Source organism: Corynebacterium uberis (assembly GCF_020616335.1).
Lineage (GTDB): Bacteria > Actinomycetota > Actinomycetes > Mycobacteriales > Mycobacteriaceae > Corynebacterium > Corynebacterium uberis.
The window spans coordinates 197,371-218,047 of record NZ_CP085051.1 but is presented as its reverse complement, the minus strand read 5'-3'; the positions used below and the strand labels follow the sequence as shown (position 1 = coordinate 218,047).

The 20,677-nt window shown below is 65.6% G+C and carries 19 protein-coding genes and 1 tRNA gene; 7 read left to right on the top strand and 13 right to left on the bottom strand.

What is annotated here, in order from left to right; genetic code table 11:
- Positions 1-306: 306 nt before the first annotated feature.
- Positions 307-1,011, bottom strand: a complete 705-nt coding sequence (locus LH390_RS00975; protein ID WP_227281025.1) for a hypothetical protein — start codon at positions 1,009-1,011, stop codon at positions 307-309.
- A gap of 129 nt (positions 1,012-1,140) precedes the next feature.
- Between LH390_RS00975 and LH390_RS00970 the strand changes: the two genes are divergently transcribed.
- Both LH390_RS00970 and LH390_RS00965 read left to right on the top strand, forming a co-directional pair.
- A complete protein-coding gene (locus LH390_RS00970; protein WP_399524714.1) occupies positions 1,141-1,662 on the top strand; it encodes a phage holin family protein in 522 nt (173 codons plus the stop codon).
- A gap of 177 nt (positions 1,663-1,839) precedes the next feature.
- Positions 1,840-2,811 (top strand): alpha/beta fold hydrolase, encoded by a 972-nt coding sequence (locus tag LH390_RS00965; RefSeq protein ID WP_227281027.1) that lies wholly within the window; start codon positions 1,840-1,842, stop codon positions 2,809-2,811.
- 96 nt (positions 2,812-2,907) lie between these two features.
- On the opposite strand, the gene LH390_RS00960 is transcribed toward LH390_RS00965, so the two are convergent.
- The 4 genes from LH390_RS00960 to nth all read right to left on the bottom strand — a co-directional run bounded on the left by LH390_RS00960 (position 2,908) and on the right by nth (position 6,458).
- Entirely contained in the window at positions 2,908-4,095 is a 1,188-nt protein-coding gene (locus tag LH390_RS00960) for a MarP family serine protease (RefSeq protein WP_227281028.1), read from the bottom strand.
- A 148-nt stretch (positions 4,096-4,243) separates the two neighbouring features.
- Entirely contained in the window at positions 4,244-5,014 is a 771-nt protein-coding gene (locus LH390_RS00955) for an NUDIX hydrolase (protein ID WP_399524761.1), read from the bottom strand.
- Positions 5,014-5,718, bottom strand: coding sequence for a TlpA family protein disulfide reductase (locus LH390_RS00950; RefSeq protein ID WP_227281030.1), 705 nt, complete (start codon positions 5,716-5,718; stop codon positions 5,014-5,016). Before LH390_RS00950 ends, LH390_RS00955 begins: the two co-directional genes overlap by 1 nt.
- The gene (gene nth / locus LH390_RS00945; protein ID WP_227281031.1) at positions 5,718-6,458 is read right to left on the bottom strand and encodes an endonuclease III; all 741 of its coding nucleotides are present in this window, start codon (positions 6,456-6,458) and stop codon (positions 5,718-5,720) included. Before nth ends, LH390_RS00950 begins: the two co-directional genes overlap by 1 nt.
- A 324-nt stretch (positions 6,459-6,782) precedes the next feature.
- On the opposite strand from nth, the gene glxR reads away from it, so the two are divergent.
- The gene (glxR, locus tag LH390_RS00940; RefSeq protein ID WP_227281032.1) at positions 6,783-7,466 is read left to right on the top strand and encodes a CRP-like cAMP-activated global transcriptional regulator GlxR; all 684 of its coding nucleotides are present in this window, start codon (positions 6,783-6,785) and stop codon (positions 7,464-7,466) included.
- Between the two features lie 93 nt (positions 7,467-7,559).
- On the opposite strand, the gene LH390_RS00935 is transcribed toward glxR, so the two are convergent.
- The 4 genes from LH390_RS00935 to LH390_RS00920 all read right to left on the bottom strand — a co-directional run bounded on the left by LH390_RS00935 (position 7,560) and on the right by LH390_RS00920 (position 9,492).
- Positions 7,560-8,402 carry an MBL fold metallo-hydrolase gene (locus LH390_RS00935; RefSeq protein ID WP_227281033.1) on the bottom strand — a complete coding sequence of 281 codons (843 nt, stop codon included), beginning with the start codon at positions 8,400-8,402 and terminating at the stop codon, positions 7,560-7,562.
- Between the two features lie 64 nt (positions 8,403-8,466).
- On the bottom strand, positions 8,467-8,937 hold the full coding sequence (locus LH390_RS00930) for a RidA family protein (RefSeq protein WP_227281034.1): 471 nt from the start codon (positions 8,935-8,937) through the stop codon (positions 8,467-8,469).
- Complete coding sequence (sp36, locus tag LH390_RS00925; RefSeq protein ID WP_227281035.1) at positions 8,934-9,095, bottom strand: Sp36 family protein; 162 nt, start codon at positions 9,093-9,095, stop codon at positions 8,934-8,936. Before sp36 ends, LH390_RS00930 begins: the two co-directional genes overlap by 4 nt.
- A gap of 43 nt (positions 9,096-9,138) precedes the next feature.
- The gene (locus LH390_RS00920) at positions 9,139-9,492 is read right to left on the bottom strand and encodes a WhiB family transcriptional regulator (protein WP_269961697.1); all 354 of its coding nucleotides are present in this window, start codon (positions 9,490-9,492) and stop codon (positions 9,139-9,141) included.
- Between the two features lie 294 nt (positions 9,493-9,786).
- On the opposite strand from LH390_RS00920, the gene LH390_RS00915 reads away from it, so the two are divergent.
- Positions 9,787-12,177, top strand: coding sequence for a transglycosylase domain-containing protein (locus tag LH390_RS00915; RefSeq protein ID WP_227281036.1), 2,391 nt, complete (start codon positions 9,787-9,789; stop codon positions 12,175-12,177).
- A 595-nt stretch (positions 12,178-12,772) separates the two neighbouring features.
- Here the strand turns inward: LH390_RS00915 and LH390_RS00910 are convergent.
- Positions 12,773-13,201 carry a hypothetical protein gene (locus tag LH390_RS00910; protein WP_227281037.1) on the bottom strand — a complete coding sequence of 143 codons (429 nt, stop codon included), beginning with the start codon at positions 13,199-13,201 and terminating at the stop codon, positions 12,773-12,775.
- Between the two features lie 327 nt (positions 13,202-13,528).
- Positions 13,529-13,768, bottom strand: a complete 240-nt coding sequence (locus LH390_RS11700) for a hypothetical protein (protein ID WP_487249689.1) — start codon at positions 13,766-13,768, stop codon at positions 13,529-13,531.
- Between the two features lie 663 nt (positions 13,769-14,431).
- Here LH390_RS11700 and LH390_RS00905 point away from each other — a divergent pair.
- Positions 14,432-17,395 carry an FAD-binding and (Fe-S)-binding domain-containing protein gene (locus LH390_RS00905; protein WP_227337380.1) on the top strand — a complete coding sequence of 988 codons (2,964 nt, stop codon included), beginning with the start codon at positions 14,432-14,434 and terminating at the stop codon, positions 17,393-17,395.
- Here LH390_RS00905 and LH390_RS00900 read toward each other — a convergent pair.
- The gene (locus LH390_RS00900) at positions 17,392-17,859 is read right to left on the bottom strand and encodes a GatB/YqeY domain-containing protein (RefSeq protein WP_227281039.1); all 468 of its coding nucleotides are present in this window, start codon (positions 17,857-17,859) and stop codon (positions 17,392-17,394) included. The two genes, LH390_RS00905 and LH390_RS00900, sit on opposite strands and share 4 nt — an antisense overlap.
- A gap of 80 nt (positions 17,860-17,939) precedes the next feature.
- Between LH390_RS00900 and LH390_RS00895 the strand changes: the two genes are divergently transcribed.
- Together LH390_RS00895 and LH390_RS00890 are read left to right on the top strand one after the other, a co-directional pair.
- Positions 17,940-18,836, top strand: coding sequence for a metallophosphoesterase (locus LH390_RS00895; protein WP_274709836.1), 897 nt, complete (start codon positions 17,940-17,942; stop codon positions 18,834-18,836).
- A 64-nt stretch (positions 18,837-18,900) separates the two neighbouring features.
- A tRNA-Pro gene (locus LH390_RS00890) sits at positions 18,901-18,977 on the top strand.
- Positions 18,978-19,030: 53 nt separating this feature from the next.
- Here the strand turns inward: LH390_RS00890 and LH390_RS00885 are convergent.
- Positions 19,031-20,572 (bottom strand): YhgE/Pip domain-containing protein, encoded by a 1,542-nt coding sequence (locus LH390_RS00885; protein WP_227281040.1) that lies wholly within the window; start codon positions 20,570-20,572, stop codon positions 19,031-19,033.
- Positions 20,573-20,677: the final 105 nt, after the last annotated feature.

The following is a 20,677-nucleotide window of genomic DNA, read 5'->3' as shown; positions in this document are numbered from 1 at the left end:
CACAGCTCCGCGGCATAGACCGGCGATACTGACACGCATGAACACACAGCACAGTGGCGCCGCAAAAGTATCCGGACATAAGGGACGGCCCGCGCCTCGGGGGGGGGTGTGCGCGGGCCGTCAGTAACCCGGTCTCGGGGGGGGTGGACCGGGGCAGGCCACACAGTATATCGGGGCCTTGCACGGACGATTATGACACACCTTCTCCCACCGTGGCAAGCCCACCGCCAAACATTTTTCAATCACCGCGTTGACCTGCACTTTTCCTTGCCACAACCCCAGCCCAGCCCCCGTGACGGCGTGCCCTCAGCCCGCCGCCCGGGCGATGCCCTCCGCCTCCTGCGCCCCTGCCGCCCAGGCCTGCACAACCAACCGGATCAGGCCTACCGTCTCCGCCCCGGCCTGCGCCTCCAGGTACGCCGCCCGGTTGCGGTTGAGGTACGTCTCCGGGACGGCCAGGCCCCGCGGGTCGAAGCCGCTAGCCACCGCCATCGCCCGGCACGCCGCCCGCGCGATAAGCCCGCTGCGCGCGCCAAAGGGGCGCGCCACCAGGATCTCCGCGTGCACCACCTGGGGGATCAGCGCATCACCCAGGCGACCCCGCGGCCGGGTATCGCTGATGAGCTGGCCCAGGCGCAGCACACGCTGCGCGGCAAAATCGCTTAAGGGCCTACCCGGACCCCCGGCGAGCACATCCATGCGCGCCAGCACCTGCATGGGCGAGCGCGTCAACGCGCGGGCGGTCTGCTGCGCCACGCTGGGGGCCAAGACCGAATAGACATCGATGGCGCGGCGCACACCGGGATCGTCCGGGTCGAGGCTGCGGGAGGAGGGGGCGTCGATAAGCGCACTCATGCGCGCACCCCGCAGCACGGATTCCGCGCCGGTGAGCTCCGGCTTGCGCAGGCTCACCGGGCGGCGATGAACAGCCGCAATGGCGTCCGCCGCCGCCTGCGCCACAGCGCCCAGCTCCGCACGCGCGCCCAACTCCTCCCAGCCGAAACCAGTCATGGCACCACCGTAACGCTCTTATGGCGACCATTCGTGGCAGGATGGGCGGCAACTACACTGTGTGGGAGAATGTCGAAGGATAACCCCGACACCGACACCGATACACCAGAATCATTTAATCCTTGGAGGATGAACCACGTGAGCACCGCGAGCAACAAGGACGGTCTGTACACGGACACCGCGCAAAACTTCGCCCCAAAGGTCAACTCGATTCCCTTGAGCGACGTTGACGCCTCCACGGGCAACCAGTCCATTGGCACCCTGGTCAGCAACGCCACCTCGCAGATGTCCACGCTGGTGCGCTCCGAGATCGAGCTGGCTAAGACCGAGCTTGCCACGGAGGCCAAGAAGGGGGCCATCGGCGGCGGACTGTTCGGCGTGGCCGGGGTCATCGCCCTGTACAGCTCCTTCTTCTTCTTCATCGCCCTGGCCGAGGTCCTGGCGATCTGGCTGGACCGCTGGGCCGCCTACCTCATCGTCTTCCTGGTGATGATCGTCGCCGCCGGCGTGCTGGCCCTGGTGGGCTTTAAGAAGGTCAAGAAGATCGGCGCCCCGAAGAAGACCATCGAGTCGGCCAAGGAACTGAAGAACCTTGTTCCCGGCTCCGCCCAAAAGAAGCTGGAGTCCTCCGAACGCGGCATGTTCAGCTAGCCGCACCGCCCGGCCCGCGCCGGGCTTGCTTTATCTTCCGGTCTCCCCCACGGACCCCGCAGCGGTCCCGCCCGGGAGACCGGCCTGTCTGTCCACCACGCGCCGGCCCCGCCAACCAGCCACCAACCCGCAACCCGCCACCGACCCGCCACCGACCAGCCCAGGAGGATTTTCGCCGTGCCACACCCCAGCGAGCGCCCCGCCGATTGGGCGCCGGCCTCGCCCAAGGTGGTTGAGCTCGACGGCCCTTGGGACCATGAGCTGGTATACACCCGCGGCGTCCGCCTCCACGTCGCCCACGCCGGCGACCCCGGCGACCCGTTGGTGGTGCTCATCCACGGCGCTTTCGGCGGGTGGTGTGATTATCGGCTCGTCCTCGCCCCGCTGGCGGCGCAGGGGTACCACGTCGCGGCGGTGGATCTGCGCGGCTACGGCATGTCTGACAAGCCGCCCAGCTCCTTTGGCTATGACATCCGCTCGGCCGTTGGCGACATTGTGGGGCTCATCCGCTCCCTGGGCCACGAGTCCGGCACCGTGGTGGGCACCGATGCCGGCGCCGCCATCGCCTGGTGCCTGGCCAGCGCCTACCCCCAGCGGGTGGATGCGATTGTCAGCATCGCCGGCGCCCACCCGGCGGACATGCGCGCGGCGCTGCGGGCCCACCCGTGGCTGCTGCGCCGCCGCCTCTGGATGACGCTTGCCGCCGCGCTGCCGAGCCGCCGACTCGCCGCCGCGCTCATCGACACCGAAGCCGCGTGCCGACGCCACCTCGCCGCCGCCACCACGCCCCGCGCCCGCCGCACCACCACCTACGCCGAGACCCTGCGACTGCGCACCGCGGCACGGCGCATCGGCTCAACGCAGCAGGCGCGCCTGCGAGCCGTGCGCCTGGTGGCCCGGCGCCTGCCGGTGCGCTGGGCTGGCGAGGACCCCACGCCCGTCCCCGTACTGAGCATCTGTCCCCCGGCGCGCCGGTGGCGCGTATTCAGCCGGGCCTACCAGGCCCGGATGGCGCCCGGAGTGACGCTGACTGAGGCCTCCATTCCCGGCACCCGGGAGCTTCCCTACCTGGAGGATCCTCAGGCCTTCCTGGAGACCCTGGGGGCGTTTCTGGCGCGCGTGACCGCCAGGCACACCAGCCGCGACTAAGACACACCTCGCGCGGCGCGGGCACCGGCGCTCTCACAGCCTTAGCCGCAGCCTTAGCCGCCGTCTTGGCCGCAGCCGCAACCGCAGGCGCAGCTCCTAGCGCGCCACGCAGCCCTGCGTATCCACCGGCTGGGTCAGGTCGGTGACATCGCCAATCCGGTTTTGTACCTCCCGGGCGGTCAGCGCATAGCCGGTGTCCGTGTGGTCCACGGAGGCGCCGAAGACCACCCCGAGGACCTCGCCGTCCATGTTGAGCATCGGGCCGCCCGAGTTGCCTTCTCGGATGGAGCCGCGCACGGTGTAGGCCTGGCGCTCGTAGCGGCCGGTGGCGTAGATGTCCGGCCCGGCGATGGTCAGCGAGTTGCGCACGCGCGCCGGGGCAGCTTCAAAGGGGCCGGATTGGGGGAATCCCATGACCACGGCGTCTTGGCCCGTGGTGGCCTCGTCTTGTGCCCAGGGCAGCGCCGGCAGGCCCAGCCCGGGGCTGTGGAGCACCGCAATATCAAGTTCGGGGTTGTAGTAGACGACGTCGGAGTCGCGCACCCCCAGCACCGTGTCCAGGCGCACCCGGTCCGTGCCCGCCACAACGTGGGCGTTGGTGACCACGTAGTCCGGTGCGGCGACGAATCCGGAGCCCATGAGTCGCCGGCGGCAGCCCAGGGCGTCGCCCATGACGTGGATGACGCCGGGGCGGGTGCGTTCCACCAGGGCGTGGTCGCTGACGGTGATGTTGGGGGCGGCGACTTCCGGTGCGGTCTGGCGCGCAAATGGGGAGATCAGCGGCGGCAGGCCGGACTCGTTGAGCATCGCGGCGACCTTGGAGGGCACCTGCTTGGCAATAGGCGGACTCAGCTCGTCCATGGCGCCGAGGATGCGGGATCCTTGAAGTCCCGCGGCGGCGGCGCCGGACAGGCCGGTGGCCAGCGGGATGGATACCAGCCACATGACCAGCAGCGCGGCGACGGCCTGGAAGAAGGACCCCACCGCGGAGTCCAGCTTCAGGGAGGAGCGCATTTTGATGCGGTGGCGCAGCGTCGATCCGATGAGCCCGCCGACTAGGTTTCCCACGGCGACCAGCAGGATGACCACCGCGACGCATAGCGCGAAGCGCAGCGCCACCGAATCTGTGAGTTGCATCACCAGGGGGGCTCCCCCGGCGGCAACGAGGAGGCCTGCGACCACACCCACGGCGGCTAGCACAGACGTGAGTGCCCCTTGGCGCCACCCACCGACGGCGGCGACGATCACCACGACGGCCACGATGGCGTCGACGATCAGGCTCATGTCCACTACTGCACTCCTCCGGCTTAGTCAGGCGCACTCCCGTGACAGCGTACCGGTCTCAGCGCCCCAAACATCCCGCTGCATCGCCGGTATCACCCCCGCCCCGCTTATCGACGCCGCCCCCATCACCATCCCGCAGAAAAGGGGCTCAGTGGGCGTCCCACATCGCCCCGCCCCCGGGCGCCTCATTGTTGCGCGATCTGTCCAACGCCGCACGCAGATCAAGCACCGTCTCCGCATCCCAGGGGCGCTCCCAGCCCCCGGCGCGCAGGAGACCATCGATCAGCGCCCCCGTAAAGCCCCACACGAGGTAGTCGCGCACCCAAAATGCGGGCCCGGACCAGCCGCGCAGCCCCACCTCCAGGCGCTGCCTGGGGTCCGCCAGATCGGCCAAGGGAGCCACGAAGACGTCATCGTTTTCCAGCGGGCTGGCCACACCCACCTCGCCGAGGCGATGCCGGTACGCCAGGACGGGATGCACCGGCGCCCCCGACGCCCGGATAGCCACCCGGTCAAGCTGCGCCAGGGGGGTGACATCATGGCGATCCAGGCCGGTCTCCTCCCACGCCTCCCGCAGGGCCGCATCAATGGCGCTGACGTCGGCGGCGTCGATGCGCCCACCGGGGAAAGCCACCTGGCCCGCGTGGGCGCGCATGGTAGGGGTGCGGTGGGTCAGCAGCAGGCCCGCGTCCTCCGGCAGCTCCGTGGCCGCAGGGTCGCCCGACAGCGCCATGAGGACGGCGGCCTGGCGGCGGCGGCGCGCGGCCGCAAACCGGCCGGCAGGCCCCAGCTGTCGGGTGACGGTGCTGGTCAGGGTGCCGGCGCGGGCGGCGTCGATAAGCGTGCGCAACCACTGCGGGGCCTCATCGGGCCGCGGGTAAATGTTCGCGCCGGGGCTATCGGCGGGCGGGCCCGGGATCACGACAACGCCCCCCGAACCGCCTGCTCCAACTCCGCCGGGCTGGCAAACGTGCGCGGCAGCGTGGCCAGCACCTTCCCATCGCGCACAACGAGCGTCACCGGCACCACCTTAGGAAGCCCCAACGCGGCAGCAAAAGAACCATCCGGATCCTGAAAACTCGGCAACGCCACCCCCAAATCAGTGAGCAAATCCGCACCCGCGGCACCGTGGACATCCGCGTGAACGCCCACCACCGTCCACTCCGGATGCTGCCGCGCAAACTCCTCCATGACGGGCAACTCCGCCCGGCACGGCTGGCACCACCACGCCCACACGTTGACCACCGCCACCTTCCCCGCAGACGCCTCCCCACCGACTCCCTGCGGCCCCAGGCACCCTAACCCCACGCCCGCGATGCTCGAACCCGGGCACGCCGGCTGCGCCGCAACATCCCACGACTCCTCCTGGCTTGCCACCCCACTGCCAACCCCGGGCGCGCCACCCGTGGCGGCGGGACTATCCGGCAACGTCAGCATCCGCGGCACCACCAGCGCCAGCACGGCCACCACGACGACCACCACGCACACGTAGCCGATCACCACGAAGCGGGTGCGCCGCGAACCCAGACCTGACGCACTCGCCGTCGCGGGCGGCAGGGGCGCTGCGGGCGGCGCCGACTCCGCCTGCGGCTGGGACGGGGTATCCGAAGACTCGTGTGCCATCACCGCTGACCTCCACTCGATTGCCGTGCCGCAGGTTGCCCTGCCGCCTGATTCTCCTGTGCGCCCTGCGCCGTCGCGCGTTGCACTGCTGCGCCCTGCTCCGCCGCGCCCTGCGCCGTCGCGCACTGCGCCGCCACCGGGCAGTGCGCACAGTCGGGCCGCCGCGCCCGACAAAAGCGCCGCCCGAGGAAGATCAGCCGGTGGGACAGGCCCGTCCACCGCTGCGGCGCTACCTGCGCGCACAGGTCCTTCTCCACCGCCAGCGGGGTGGTGCCAGCGCTGAGCCCCAGTCGGCGCGCCACCCGCGCCACGTGGGTGTCCACGGCCAAGGCGGGCAGGCCAAAGGCGTTGCCGCGCACCACGAGCGCTGTCTTGCGGCCCACGCCGGGCAGGCTGGTCAACTTCGTCAGGCCGCGCGGTATCTGGCCATCAAAATTGCGCATCAATTCATGCCCCATACCTACTAGATGATGGGCTTTAGATCGAAACAGTCCGGTGGGTCGAATTATCTGCGCAATGTCTTCTTCAACGGCCGCGGCGTAGGCGGCGGCGTTGGGGTAGCGGGCAAAAAGTTCGGGGGTTACCTGATTGACTCGCGCGTCCGTGCACTGGGCGGAAAGGATCGTTGCCACGGCCAGTTCGAGGGGGGTGGAGAAGTTCAGTTCACAGCGCGCATCCGGGAACACGTCCTCCAAGGTGGCGTCGATACGCCGCGCGCGTAAGGCAGTGGAGGATTGCATGGGGCCTAGTCTGCCATTATCCGGCGCAATATCCAGCACCGTCCAGGATGAGCGCCAGAAGCTGCACAGCGCACGCCTGTACTTCGCCCGCACAGACACAAGAAAGCAACCCTGTGTGAGAAACCCTTATGGCGTTATGCAATAGTGATCGCTTGCACGTAGGGTGGTGTGCGACTCACTGTGTTGCGCAGCAGAACATCCAACAGTTCAGGGCAGCCACACGCCGCACACCTTTTGCCGGAATGCATCATATAGTTATTTGTTGCCGTATAGCTTCTCCGGTCTCTGGTGCTCGGCGTCACTTTAGACAACCAAGGAGACATTGTGGAAGGTGTTCAGGAGATCCTGTCCCGCGCAGGAATTTTCCAGGGGGTCAGCCCCACCGCCGTCAACAATCTGATCAACGAACTGGAAACCGTCCGCTACCCCCGGGGAACCATCATCTTCGAGGAAGGCGAGCCCGGCGACCGGTTGTTCATCATCACCTCCGGCAAAGTCAAGCTTGCCCGCCACGCCAATGACGGCCGCGAAAACCTGCTCACCGTCATGGGCCCCTCCGACATGTTCGGCGAGCTGTCCATCTTCGATCCCGGCCCGCGCACCTCTTCAGCCGTGTGCGTCACCGAGGTTCGCGCCGCCACCATGGACTCCGCCAAGCTTCAGGAGTGGGTGGGCAACCACCCGGAGATCGCCCAGCAGCTGCTGCGCGTGCTCGCCCGCCGTCTGCGCCGCACCAACGCGTCCCTAGCGGACCTCATCTTCACCGACGTTCCCGGCCGCGTGGCCAAGACGCTGTTGCAGCTAGCCAACCGCTTCGGCGAGCAGGAGGGCGGCGCGCTGCGCGTCAACCACGACCTGACCCAGGAGGAGATCGCCCAGCTGGTGGGTGCCTCCCGGGAGACCGTCAACAAGGCGCTGGCCACCTTCGCCCATCGCGGGTGGATTCACCTCGACGGCAAGTCGGTGCTCATCATCGACACCGAGCACCTGGCCCGGCGCGCCCGCTAGCCCCCCGCTTATCGACGCCCCCGCGCCCCGCACAGCACAACCCGATCCGGGACTGCGCGGGGCGAACGTCACTGCGCGCTTAGCTGTGCGCGCTTAGCTCTGCGCGCTGTCGAGGCCGGCGTCCGGCTGCTCCTCCAGGTAGCGCAACGCCACCCGGGTGGACTGCTCCGCCGCGCCACGCAGCACCGGATCCACGTCGTCATACATGACATTGATGAGCGTGTGCAGGTCAATATCGCGCCCGTACTCGCGCCACGCCCGCTGAATCTGCTCAAGCCGGTAGCGGCGGCGCTCAATGTACTTGTGGGCCAGCAGCCCGGTGTCCTCCCGATCCGGGCCGTGTCCCGGAAGCAGCCGCACCCCCCGGCCGCGCTCCTCGAGCATCTCCAAAGACGCCAGATAGTCCCCCAAATTGCCATCCGTCTCAGAGATCATGGTCGTGTGACGCCCCGCGATGGTATCGCCCGTAGCAATACCCTCCAGCGTGGACTCGCCCGGCGTGCCCGACCAGATGAAAAAGCTTGCACAATCAGCCGTGTGGCCCGGGGTGAACACCACCTCGACGCTTGGGGTCACGCCGTCCACGGTGATGATCTCCCCGTCACGTAGGGGCTCGCCGCCGCCGTGGCAGTGCGTGGGATCCACCGCCCGCACCGGGGCACCGGTGAGCTGCCGGAAACGGTGCGCGCCATCAGCGTGGTCATGATGCCGGTGGGTCAGCAGCGTCATGGCCACGTGCCCGCCCTTGGCGTGCAAGACGTTGAGATGGCCCTCATCTTCCGGACCCGGATCAATGACAATGCAGGATTCGTCCTCCGGATGTCTGATCACCCACGAGTTCGTGCCCTCCAGGGCAGCGTAACTGGGGTTGGGGCACAACACGACGGCTGCGGACTCTGTCACCGGCCGGAGCTGGCTATAGGCAGGATGCTGCATGCCACTCAGCTTAGCGCCGAAGGCGGTGCCCGCGAACTCGAATCACGCGCACCACCCCAGCGCGCTACCGCGCAGCCGCCGGATCAAACTCCACAACCAGCTCAACTTCCACCGGAGAGTCCACCGGAAGCTCCGCCACCCCCACCGCGCTGCGCGCGTGGGCGCCAGCCTCCCCGAAGATCTCCCCCAACAGATCCGACGCACCATTGATCACCGCCGGCTGCCCGTGGAAATCCGGCGCCGAAGACACAAAACCCACCACCTTGAGCACGCGGGTGACCGCATCGATGCCCACGGCGGCGTCGATAGCCGCAAGCGCATTGAGGGTAGCCGTGCGGGCCAACCCTGCGGCATCGTCGGCGCTGACCTGCGCGCCCACCTGGCCGGTAGCAGGAAGCTCACCAGAGACGAAGGGCAGCTGCCCGGAGGTCCACACCTGATTGCCCACCACCACGGCGGGTACGTAGCTGGCCACCGGGGCCGCCACCGAGGGCAGCTCAATACCCAGCTGTGCTAGCCGCTCAGAGACGCTCACTGCCCCACCACCTCACGCTTGAGGTAGGCAACAACGTTTTCCGGGTTAGGCCCCGGGGTGACGGTGACCAGCTCCCAGCCGTCTTCACCCCAGGTGTCCAAAATCTGCTTGGTCGCATGCGTCAGTAGCGGCACGGTGGCGTATTCCCATTTCTTCATGCCCACAACTGTAGCGTCCACGCACCCGCACCAGGCCCGGACGCTAAATACCGATGAGCTCCCCGCCCCCCGCCAAGTAATCAGCCCAGCTAGAAATGTGCGGATTCTTGCGCAACAGGGCGCGGCGCTGCCGTTCCGTCAGGCCACCCCACACTCCGAACTCCACATGGTTATCCAGCGCATCCGCACGGCACACTCCCATCACCGGGCAGCCCTTACAAAAAGCGGCAGCCTTACGCTGCTCCGCACCACGCACAAACAGGGCGTCCGGGTCAATACCCCGGCACTTCGCACGCGTGACCCAACCGTCACGATCCCGCACAACCTCGGAGGGCGAGCGAAGAGAGGTGCTCTCCTGGAAACCCGACTGCGATTCATTGACCAGAGACGCTGTCATGACACTCACCATCCAGATACTCAAAACCGTCACCGACCGCAGCAAGCGCACCAAGCACGTTCCACGCCAGACCAGGCCAGTACACCAGGCGAACAACGGGGCTGACCAGGGCGGCGCGGGCCACACACCGGCGTGCCAGCGCACCGGGACCCACTGCCTAATATGTCGTGGCTGTAAGTGTATTCACAGGATGGTCAAAGAAGCGAAATAATCACACAAACAGGGGTAGTAGATGGTTGATACCCCCCGGTGGGATACTCCTCACAGCCGGCCAGGTGAAGTAGGGTTAAGCAGGTGTCTATCGCAAAATCTGTGCTGACCCTGCTCGGTGCCACCGTGGTCACCGGGGTTATCGCCGCCGCCGCGCTGGCCCCCGCCGCCGCCGTCGGCGGAATAGCCGTGGCACGGACAAACACCACCATGGTCTCCAACCTTGCCGACCTCACCGACGGCACTGCCCCCGGAGTCACCACCGTCACCGACGCCACCGGCACCCCCATCGCCTGGCTGTACAACCAACGCCGCTACGAGGTGCCCAGCGAGGCGATCTCCCCGATCATGAAAGACGCCATCGTCTCCATCGAGGACCGCCGCTTCTACGAACACGACGGCGTAGACATCCAAGGCACCCTGCGCGCCCTGGTGACCAACATCCTGTCCGGCGGCGCTGCCCAAGGCGCCTCCACACTCGACCAGCAGTACGTGAAGAACTTCCTCCTCCTGGTCAACGCCGACGATGACAGCGCCCGCGCCACCGCCACCGAAAAGTCCATCCCCCGCAAGCTGCGCGAAATGCGCATGGCTGCCGACCTGGAAAAGCTCCTGCCCAAAGACGCCATTTTGACCAGGTACCTCAACCTTGTGCCCTTTGGTAATGGCAGCTACGGCGTCGAGGCCGCCTCACAGATGTACTTTGGCCGCCCCGCCGCGGAGCTGACCGTGCCCCAGGCCGCCATGCTCGCCGGCATCGTCCAATCCTCCTCCGCCTTTGACCCATACACCAACGCCGAAGGCGTGGTCCACCGGCGCAACACCGTTATCGACGCCATGGTGGACCGGGGAGTCGTGGACCCCAACGCGGCGCAAGCCTTCAAATCAGAGCCCCTAGGTGTCATCCCCAAACCCGACGGCCTGCCCAACGGGTGCATCGCCGCCGGAGATCGCGGCTTCATGTGCGATTACGCCCTGACCTACCTGGAATCCAAGGGCCTGCCCCTGGAGCAGATTAAGAAGGGGTCCTACACCATCACCACCACCTTGGATCCCGTGGTCCAAGACGCCGCCCACAACGCGGTGACCAGCACCGTCAATCCCGGCACCCCCGGGGTCGCCCAGGTGCTCAACGTGGTCAAACCCGGCTCCGATTCCCGCGAGATTCTGGCCATGACGTCCTCGCGCAACTACGGGCTGAACCTCGACGCCGGGGAAACCATGCTGCCCCAGCCCTCCTCCATGGTGGGCAACGGCGCCGGGTCCATCTTCAAGCTGTTTACCGCCGCCGCGGCCCTCAACAGCGGAATCGGGCTCAACACCATGCTCGAAGTTCCCACCCGCTATGAGGCAGCCGGGATGGGCGAAGGCGGCGCCGAAGGCTGCCCGCCCGGCCACTACTGCGTGGAAAACTCCGGCAACTACAAACCCCAGATGACCCTCCGCGATGCGCTGGCCTACTCCCCCAACACCAGCTTTGTGCAGCTCATTGAGAAGGTGGGCGTCGCATCGGTCGTCGACCTCGCCGTGGGGTTGGGGCTGCGCTCCTATGCCGAGCCCGGAAGCTTCGACGGCCAAGACTCCATCGCCGACTACATGAAGGACCACAACCTGGGCTCCTTCACCCTAGGGCCCACCGCCGTCAACGCCCTGGAACTGTCCAACGTGGGCGCCAGCATCGCCTCCGGTGGGCGCTGGTGCGAGCCCAACCCGATTCTCAAGGTCACTGACTCCAAGGGCCAAGAAGTCCCCCTGGAGCGACCCGCCTGCGAAGACGTGCTGGACCCCCAGGTAGCCGGCGCGCTCATGCAAGGCCTGTCCGGGGACGCCGAGTTTGGCACCGCCGAACGCGCAGCCAAGGCAGCCAACTGGCACACCCCCGTCGCCGCGAAGACCGGTACCACCGAGTCCCACCTGTCCGCCGCGTTCCTCGGCTTCAACTCCGGTGGCGCCGGCGCACCCTACATTTACAACGACGGCACCCAGAACTCCCCGCTGTGCACCGGGCCCGTCCAACAATGCGCCGAAGGCAGCCTCTACGGCGGCAACGAACCAGCGAGTACCTGGTTCTCCTTCGCCTCCGCCACCCCGGCGATCTCCGGCGGCAATCTGGGCACCTACAACGCGGACTACGATCGCGGCACCCTCCAGGCCACCCTCGACTCCGTCAACGGCCGCTATGAGGCCGACGCCCGGGCCATCCTCGAGGCCAAGGGCTACATCGTGGATTCGCGCCGCGTGCGCGGCAACGGCGCCCCCAAAGACACCGTGGTCCGCGCCGTACCGGAAACCGGCATCGATCGCCGCGGTGCCCGCGTGACCCTGGAGATTTCCGACGGCACCCGCCCAGCCCCCGCACCCACCCCGCGGCCCAGCCAACGCCCCACCCCCACCCCGGACAGTCCCCTACCCGATATTGACACCCAGGAGCTCGAAGACCTGACCAGCCGCCTGCGCGACCAGCTGGGGCTGTAGCTCGACTAGCTAGTGCACTGAGGCAAACTGCCGTCCTCCTCCGGGTGGGCTGGAAGGATGCGGCGTCCCTTCACTTCGCGGCCTCAGGCGTCTCGGACACGCAGCGCCACCAAGGTACTGCGCCATGCTCAAGAGGAGACGTTGGGATTTCATCACGGTTGGAAACCAGTGCTGCCAGAAGACTTGCCCTAGCGTGGGTGTTCCTGCCAACTGGAAAGGCGTTTGCGGGGTTCTTGTCCTGTACCACGCCTTTCCCACGGGGACCGCAGAGATAGTGCTAAAGCCACTCGGTGTGGAGACCAAGGGGTGCGCTTTTCTGTTTGTCTCCCCGGACTGATCTAGCAGAAGATCGCTCCGTCGCGACAGCCCGATTCAGCCTTAACCAGTTTCGCATCCCCTCTAGGAGAGCGGTCATGAGCAAGAAGCCACCCACACAACAATAGCGTATCTGACTCCTCGGATAGCATCGCTGATGCAGACACCCACCAGGAATAGCTGAACCAAGCAGGTGCTACTCATCATTCGAACAACACACCCATGCGGGCACTGGCCGTTGACAGCAACCTGGTAGTTGGATCAGCTTGACAAGCTCCTATCAAAAGGACATTTCACCTAATCGAGCGCCCCGCCCATCGTCCGATAAATCAATCGACAGTACTCGACTATTAAAACTTCTAGGGACAGATTCTCCATCCAACGCCAAGTCCAAAACTAGACGGGATACAACTTCACCTTCCATAACAGGCTCATCTACATCCAGCGCCACACAAGAAAGGCTATACAATCCCCACTCGGATTCATCGAGCGGATGCTGACCAAAATCTCGTACATCCCTACGTAAATCCTGCATCATTACTTCAAAAATTACTTCATCCCCCTCACCCTTAATCCAATCAGTTACGAATAAGATCTTCGTAACGTCACGAGCCTGTTCAATCCTCTCGAGATACCGCTTATGACATCGCACAAGATCAGACTCACGAGCGATGAAATAGGTAGTAAACAAACAAAGTTTATCGCCCAATTTAGATCGGATCTCCATTCACAGTGAAGGTCCCCGAGTTTTTGTACCTCGGCTGCGTATAGCAATGCCTCTTGTGGACATTTGACCCAAATTTGCCTACATACTGATTTGCGTCTTCTTCGGCTTTTTTGGCATGATTTTTATGATTTCCGTACACCAGTCCAACAATCGGATTTCCTGGCCCATGGCTGACAACTTGACACTTCACGGTATACATGCCAAGCTCATTTTTTACTACACCGGCATTAGCTGGGGATATGCCAGCACATGTGAGCAACAAAGCTGTAGCAACGATAGCTCCTTGACGGCGGAGCTTTGCCATTGTTTTTAACACAGTTCTACCCTATCCACTTTCTCATTTACACGAATAATCCACCTGACATTTGCCCTAGTACCAGCGGCAATAGTCTTGCAGGCGCTATCTTTAGCGCCCAGTATCGGAGATGTATTAGCGGTCATGATAACTTTGACTCGCATATCAGAGACACAGTTGTTATAGACCTGGACTGCGAATTTTTCCATCCGAGCTTGAATGCAATCTGGAGCCGTATTGGAAGAACGGGACATCCGGCCCTGAGAAGGCTTTTCCTCTATAAGTCCGACGTCGTAGCCACGAGGAATGGTAACGGACTCCCCTTGAGCCAGTTCAACAACCGAATAAGCATCCCCTGTATAAACGGGAGCCCCTTCATCAGCAAGCCCAGGCGGGGCAGGGTAAACGGCTAGGAGAGTTGCCATCACAGCGACAGGTAACATAGCACGCATCTGCGGCCACCAATCTTCCCGCCAAACCCCTGGCAGGAGGTTAAGGAATGGAGCGCCACCCACGTTAGCCGAGGTGATAACCCTCGTCAACCATCATTGATATGGAAACCTTTCCAGTAGCCACTGCATTCCATTTCACGCTCCGGATTCTCTCCAAAATTCATCGCACTTCTGGTTCTTTCCTCGCTCAGATGTGCCTTGACGCTGGCCTGCACAAACGCCATCGGCACGGCACGGCACTTACCACCACGCTCGAGCACAAAGAAGCCCCCAGCGACGTCGTTCCTGTTGGCGCGCCCTTTTGTGTAGTTCAGAGGCCATACGACGCACGAGTGCTGGCACTCGTGGGCCTTCGCGACGCGACTAGGCATAGGCACCCAGGGATACACCACACACGCCTCAGCCCCGAGAACTTCCTCCCCAGACTCCCATACATGCCGTCCTGCCCGGCCCTATGATCGGGACATGAAGCGCTTGGCTGAAAAAGACCCCACACGAATTGGCCGTCCCGGCCGCGCCGAAGGCACGGCCACAGGCACAGCACAGCCGGATTTTCCTGACCGGATGCCCCCTGAGATGGCGGCTGGTACGCCAGAGCCGCTGCGCAGCGAGCTCATCACACTTCTCGGCGAGGACAAGATGCTGTACCGGGCGATCGACATTGTGCGTTATGCCTCTGATGCTTCGCCCTACCGCGAATTGCCCCAGGTGGTGGTCCGCCCGGCCACCGCTGGGGACGTCAGCGCTCTGATCACCTACGCCCGCACCCACGGGCGTCACCTGACCTTTCGCGGTGGGGGCTCTTCCCTCAATGGCCAGGTGCAAACCAAGGATATCCTGGTAGACATTCGGCACCATTTCCGTGGTTTGAGTGTAGAAGGCACCACGGTCCGGGTTCGCCCAGGAGAGGTGTTGCGCAATGTCCAGGCGGTGTTGGCGCGCCACGGGCGACGTTTTGGGCCTGACCCGGCTAGCGATTCCGTGGCCACCATCGGTGGAATTCTGTCTAACAATTCGGGTGGGATGCGCTGCGCTCCGAAAGACGATAGCTACCGCAGCTTAGAGTCCGCACGCTTGGTACTCGCCTCGGGCACCGTCGTGGATACCGCCGAGGCGGATGCGGATGCCCGGCTCGCGGAGACGGATCCTGACGTCTACGCAGGTCTGATCGCCTTGCGGGACGAGATCCGCGCGGACGCTGCGCTCGTGGCCAGGTTGCGGCGCAAGTTTTCCATCCGGAATACCAACGGGTTGCGGCTCGATGCATTCCTGGATGAGGAGTCGCCTGCCCGGATTCTCGCGCGCCTAGCGGTGGGTTCGGAGGGCACGCTCGTTTTCATTGATGAGGCCCGCCTGCGCACGCTGGAGTTGCCCAGGAAGCGCGCGGTGGTGTGGGTCTTACTGCCAGACCTTGCTGGCGCGGCTGGGTATGTCGCGGACCTGGTCAAGGCCGGCGCCAGCGCCTGTGAGCTCCTGGTCTCCCCTGTCCTGCGTGAGGCGGTGGGGAATTTTCCGGGGGCGGATGCTTCGTGGGCCCAGCTCAGCGATAAGGATGCCGCCTTGCTCGTGGAGGTCTCCGGGCGCGATGAGAACGAGCTGTCTGACCGCGTGGCCAGCGTCCGGGAGGTGCTTGCCGACGCCCCGCTGACCGCCCCGTTGGATTTCCGCTACGACAAGACCTCCATGGATCAGGCCTGGCAGATTCGTAGCGGGCTCCTCCCCCTCTTTTCCAAGACCCGCCCAGAGGGGTCGGCTCTTATCACTGAAGACGCCTGTTATCCCCCGGAGGAGATCGGCGCCGCCGCAGCTGACCTTATGGCATTGCTGGAAAAGCACGGGCAGCCGCCGCTGGTCATGGGGCATGCCGCGTTTGGCAACCTCCACTTTTTCCTGACTCCCAATTTTGAGGATCCCGCCGAACGCAGCGGCTATGCGGACTTCATCGAAGACTTCGTTGCCCTCACCCTGGATAAGTATGACGGCTCGCTGAAAGCGGAGCACGGCACGGGGAAGAACATGGCCCCCTATGTCGGGCGAGAATGGGGTCCGCGCATTCTTGACCTATTTTGGCGGCTGAAAAACCTGCTTGACCCGCATGAAATTTTCAACCCGGGGGTGAAGCTCACCGATGATCCGGAGGCGCACCTGCGGAATTTCAAGAGCTATCCGCACATTGAACAGGAGGCTGATGACTGTATCGAGTGCGGTTTCTGCGAGAGCATCTGTCCGTCGCGTCACGTGTCTTTTACTCCCCGGCAGCGCATTGTTGTGCGGCGAGAAATGGCGCGCCAACCGGAGGAATCTCCGGTGCTCGACGCCCTTTATGCGGATTATGGGTATGACGCCATTGACCTGTGCGCAGCTGATGCGACCTGTTCTGTGGCGTGCCCGATTTCCATCGACACCGGCGCTGTGATGAAGCAGTTCCGGGCGTTGGAGGCCACCGAGGTGGCTAACCGGGTGGCGGTGGCTGTGGCCCGCAATTGGGGAAAGGTGGAAAGGTCTGTGCGGGCGGGGTTGTCTGCCGCTGAGGCTGCTCGCACTGTTTTGGGAAAGGCTGCTAGTTCGGCCGTGGTCACCGGGGTGACTAACGCTGCTCGAAGCCTGGTTTCGCCGGATCTTGTTCCTTCCGCGGAAAATGGTCTCCCGCCGGCGGCTCCTGGGCGTGTGCCTCGCACGCAGGCACACGGGGCTGCGGCAATCTACTTTCCCGCGTGCGTTAATCGGATGTTTGGACACGATGGTGCCGGCCCGAACCTGGCGCAGGTGGTGGTCAGTCTTTCTGAGCGCGCGGGAAAGCCGGTATACATCCCCGAGGATGTCGCCGGCACGTGCTGTGGCACGCCGTTTAGCTCCAAGGGGTACCTTCCGGCCAAAAAGCTCATGGCGCAGCGGCTCGCGCAGGACTTTCTGCGGTGGTCTCAGGAGGGCGAAAAGCCAATTATTGTCGACGCCGCGAGTTGCACGCACGCCGTCATCGCGGACATTCCTGGGCAGCTGGATCCCGCCCTCGCCGAGCGTTTTGCTCGCATCCGCGTCATCGATGCCGTCCAGTGGGCACACGACGAGCTCCTGCCCCGCCTGACTATCACGCGACCTGCGGGGCGCGTGGCCATCCACCCCAACTGTTCCCTGCAACACATGGGGCTGGTGGACACGCTCGTGGAGACCGCTCAGGCGGTGAGCGCCGAGGCCTTTGTTCCCCAGGGAGCGGCCTGCTGCGGGAGCGCGGGTGATCGCGGCATGCTGCACCCCGAGCTGTTGGAATCAGCCACCCGCGACGAGCGCGCTGGGCTAGCGGAGCAACATGCGCAGCGCCCCATCGACGCCTTCGTCTCCGCCAACCGCACCTGCGAGATCGGCCTGACCCAGGCCACGGGACATGACTACACCCACGTCCTTATGCTTCTCGACGCCGCGACGGCCTAGCTCTGCAGCCGCTCGCGCACCGCGGTGGACAGGCGCTTGCCATCGGCACGCCCTGCTGCTGCGGCTTGGGCCGCCTTCATGACCTGCCCCATGTGCTTCATGGAGACGTCCTCCCCGGTGTCCGTGCGCACCTGGGCGACGGCGGCGTCGACAAGCGTGGACAGCTCCTCGTCGCTGAGCTGGGTGGGCTGGTAATCCTCCAGCACAGCCACCTCCGCCAGCTCCGCGTCCGCGAGTTCCTGGCGGCCGTTATCCGCGTACACCTGGGCAGATTCGCGGCGCTTCTTAATCTCGCGGGCGACCACCTGGATGAGGTCGGCCTCGGAGAGCTCGTGCTTGGAACCCTTGGTTTCTTCCTCCTGCACCGCCGCCAAGAGCATGCGAATAGTGCCGGTGCGTTGCTTGTCCTTAGCCTTCATGGCTGACTTCAAATCCTCGCGCAGCTGCGCCCTGACATCGCTCATGCTTTCTCAACCTACCCGCAGTTCCGGGTGGGGGTTCGGGCGGTAAGGTTGAATGCGTGCATCCTCGCGTGAAGAAATCCCTGACCACCCTCGGCGCCGTGGGCGCGACCGCAGCCACCGCCGGAGGGGCCCTGGCCGCCTGGGGGTACACCGAACTGACGCACTTTGAACTCCACCGCTACCACCTGCCCATCCTGGCGCCCGGCACTCTGCGCGGCGAGGAGGAGTTCCGCATCCTTCACCTGTCTGACCTGCACATGATCCCGGGCCAGCAGGCAAAGATTGATTTTGTTTCCGGGCTGGACGCCCTGCGCCCCCACCTGGTGGTCAACACCGGCGATAACCTGTCTGACCAGCGCGCCGTCCCGGACGTGCTGCGCGCCTTGGGCCCGCTGCTGCGGCGGCCAGGGTTGTTTGTTTTTGGCACCAATGATTATTGGGCGCCGCGGCCGGTCAACCCCCTGAAGTATCTCACCGGGGCGCGCCGCGAACCCAGCTATGTGGACCTGCCGTGGCAGGGCATGCGGGCTGCCTTTGTGGAGCACGGCTGGCTCGACGCCAACCAGGCGCGCCATGAGTTTCCGGTCGGCCCGGTGCGCATCGCCGCCGCCGGGGTGGATGACCCCCACCACGACCTCGATGATTATGACGCGATTGCCGGGCCCCCGCACCCGGACGCTGACCTTACGCTCGCGCTGCTGCACTCCCCCGAACCGCGCGTGCTGTCGCGCTTTGCCGCCGACGGCTACATGCTGTCCTTGTCCGGCCACACGCACGGCGGCCAGGTGTGCCTGCCGGGCGGGCGGGCGATCATTACTAATTGCGGCATCGACCCGCAGCGTGCCTCCGGTGTGCACCACTTTGGGCGGATGATCATGAGCGTGAGTAACGGGTTAGGGACCTCAAAGTACGCCCCGATCAGGCTGTTTTGCCGGCCGTCCGCCGCGCTGCTCACCCTCACGGAACGACCCACCTAGCAACCCGCGTGACCTGCTCTTTTGCAGGACACGCGCCACGTCAACTAAGGTATGGTGCGCACCACGGGATATGGCGCAGCTTGGTAGCGCGCCTCGTTCGGGACGAGGAGGTCGCAGGTTCAAATCCTGTTATCCCGACCATATAAACAAACCCCGGAGCTTCACGGCTCTGGGGTTTTGTGCTGCGCCCAGATTTAGCGCGGCGCCGGGGCAGGTGCCACTGAGCCGCGTCGCCGCGCGCCGCCCAGCAGGACTGCCGTTGCCCCCACCACCGCCGTGGCGGCCAGGAGCAGCACCCCGACCCACCGCGCCGCATCCGTGCCCGAGTGAACAAACGCGCTGGTAGACAGGCTCGCCCAGTGCAGCGGGAGGGCACCGGCCAGGGCGCGCACCCCCACCGCGGGCTCCGGCGTGGTCCACAGCCAGCTCGCCACCGCCAGCTGGAGCAGCTGGCCTGCCGCGATGATGGGCAGGGCCCAGCGTCCGGCCCGCGCCGTGATCAGGGCGCTGAGCGCACCGGTGGCGGCGACGAGCAGCGCCGCCACCCCCGTCACACCTGCGAGCACGCCGGGGTGTGCGCCCAGCCCCTCACCAAAGATGGCGGCCAGTACTGGGGCGAGCGCCGCCGCGCAGAGGGCGGTGATGGCGGCGTCGGCGCGGCGGCGTCGATACGCAAGAACTCCGGCGGCTGCGGCGGCAGCACCGCTCAGCGCGAGGATGAGCAGGCCAAGCTGGGGGCTCAAGGCGGCGGGGGTGGAGGCGGAATCGGCGTCGGCCACGGGGCTGGCTCCCGGGATGGATCGCTGGATGCTTTGTACGCGGGTGCGGTTGTCCTTGGCCATGGCGTCGAGGCGGCGGGCGCCGTCATCAAGCTGGGCCAGGCCGTCGCGGGCGTGGCCCACGCCGTCGTGCAGGTCGTGCAGGCCGCCGGAGAGTTTCTTCGCGCCGTCGGTGGCGGTGTAGATGCCGTCGTGGAAGCCGTAGCCGGGCACGGCGAGCTGGTTGGCCAGCTCGCGGGAGCCGTCTTTGAGTTCGGTGAGTTGGTGGGCGATCTCCCCGTCGAGGGGGGCGTTGTCCAGCTGGGTGCGGAAGCCGTCGAGCTGGGCGCGCAGGTCGGCGGCCTTGGGGTCGCGGGAGGCGGCGAGGTCCTTGTCCAGGTTCGCGGCGGCGTCGGCAAGCTGTCCCTTGATTACGCCGAGGGTGGCGATGCTATCGATCGCCCCGCCGACGCTATCGGCGAGCCGGGTCGCACCGGCGCCCAGCTGCCCGGTGGCCGCCTGGAGTTTGGTCATGCCGTCGGCAAGGCGGGTGGAGCCGTCGTTGAGCTCCGTGACGCCGGCGGCGAGCTGGTCGCCGCCACTGCGCAGCTTGCCGGTGCCGTCGGTGAGCTGGGCGGTGCCGGAGGCTAAGAAGCTGGCGTTGGTGCCGGCATCGATGGCGGCGCGCCGCAGATCGGACACCCCCGCCGCGGCGGTCACGCCCCCGCCCGCCACACCCCCGGCCTCCACTGCGCTGGCCGCGGCGCTGTCCCCGGCGATGGGGGCCACCAGCTGCGCGCCATCCGCTGAGAGGCTTTCTGCCGGCTGCGGCCCGGAGGTGGCGGCCACGGCGGCGCCCACGAGGAGCGGGACGCATGCCAGCGCAGCGAGCAGCCCGTGGCGGACGCTGCGCGGGGAGGTTCCACTGCGCGTGCCAGTTCCAGTGCGAGTGCGGGGTTCTTCGGCGCGGGAGCTCATAATTGTGCAATGTATCGGACCGCGGGGGTCTGACCGGCGGAGGCACACCGGCTTATGTGGCCTGCTAACGTGAATCAAGTCTGGTTTTTTGTCAAAAGTGTTCTG

What these genes read in the sequence shown, in the direction of transcription:
- LH390_RS00900 (WP_227281039.1), bottom strand. Translation starts at nt 17,859, where the DNA reads ATGAGCGATGTCAGGGCGCAGCTGCGCGAGGATTTGAAGTCAGCCATG.
- LH390_RS00950 (WP_227281030.1), bottom strand. Translation starts at nt 5,718, where the DNA reads ATGGCACACGAGTCTTCGGATACCCCGTCCCAGCCGCAGGCGGAGTCG.
- LH390_RS00970 (WP_399524714.1), top strand. Translation starts at nt 1,141, where the DNA reads ATGAACCACGTGAGCACCGCGAGCAACAAGGACGGTCTGTACACGGAC.
- LH390_RS00935 (WP_227281033.1), bottom strand. Translation starts at nt 8,402, where the DNA reads ATGCAGCATCCTGCCTATAGCCAGCTCCGGCCGGTGACAGAGTCCGCA.
- LH390_RS00920 (WP_269961697.1), bottom strand. Translation starts at nt 9,492, where the DNA reads ATGACAGCGTCTCTGGTCAATGAATCGCAGTCGGGTTTCCAGGAGAGC.
- nth (WP_227281031.1), bottom strand. Translation starts at nt 6,458, where the DNA reads ATGCAATCCTCCACTGCCTTACGCGCGCGGCGTATCGACGCCACCTTG.
- LH390_RS00960 (WP_227281028.1), bottom strand. Translation starts at nt 4,095, where the DNA reads ATGAGCCTGATCGTCGACGCCATCGTGGCCGTCGTGGTGATCGTCGCC.
- sp36 (WP_227281035.1), bottom strand. Translation starts at nt 9,095, where the DNA reads ATGAAGAAATGGGAATACGCCACCGTGCCGCTACTGACGCATGCGACC.
- LH390_RS00905 (WP_227337380.1), top strand. Translation starts at nt 14,432, where the DNA reads ATGAAGCGCTTGGCTGAAAAAGACCCCACACGAATTGGCCGTCCCGGC.
- LH390_RS00885 (WP_227281040.1), bottom strand. Translation starts at nt 20,572, where the DNA reads ATGAGCTCCCGCGCCGAAGAACCCCGCACTCGCACTGGAACTGGCACG.
- LH390_RS11700 (WP_487249689.1), bottom strand. Translation starts at nt 13,768, where the DNA reads ATGTCCCGTTCTTCCAATACGGCTCCAGATTGCATTCAAGCTCGGATG.
- LH390_RS00975 (WP_227281025.1), bottom strand. Translation starts at nt 1,011, where the DNA reads ATGACTGGTTTCGGCTGGGAGGAGTTGGGCGCGCGTGCGGAGCTGGGC.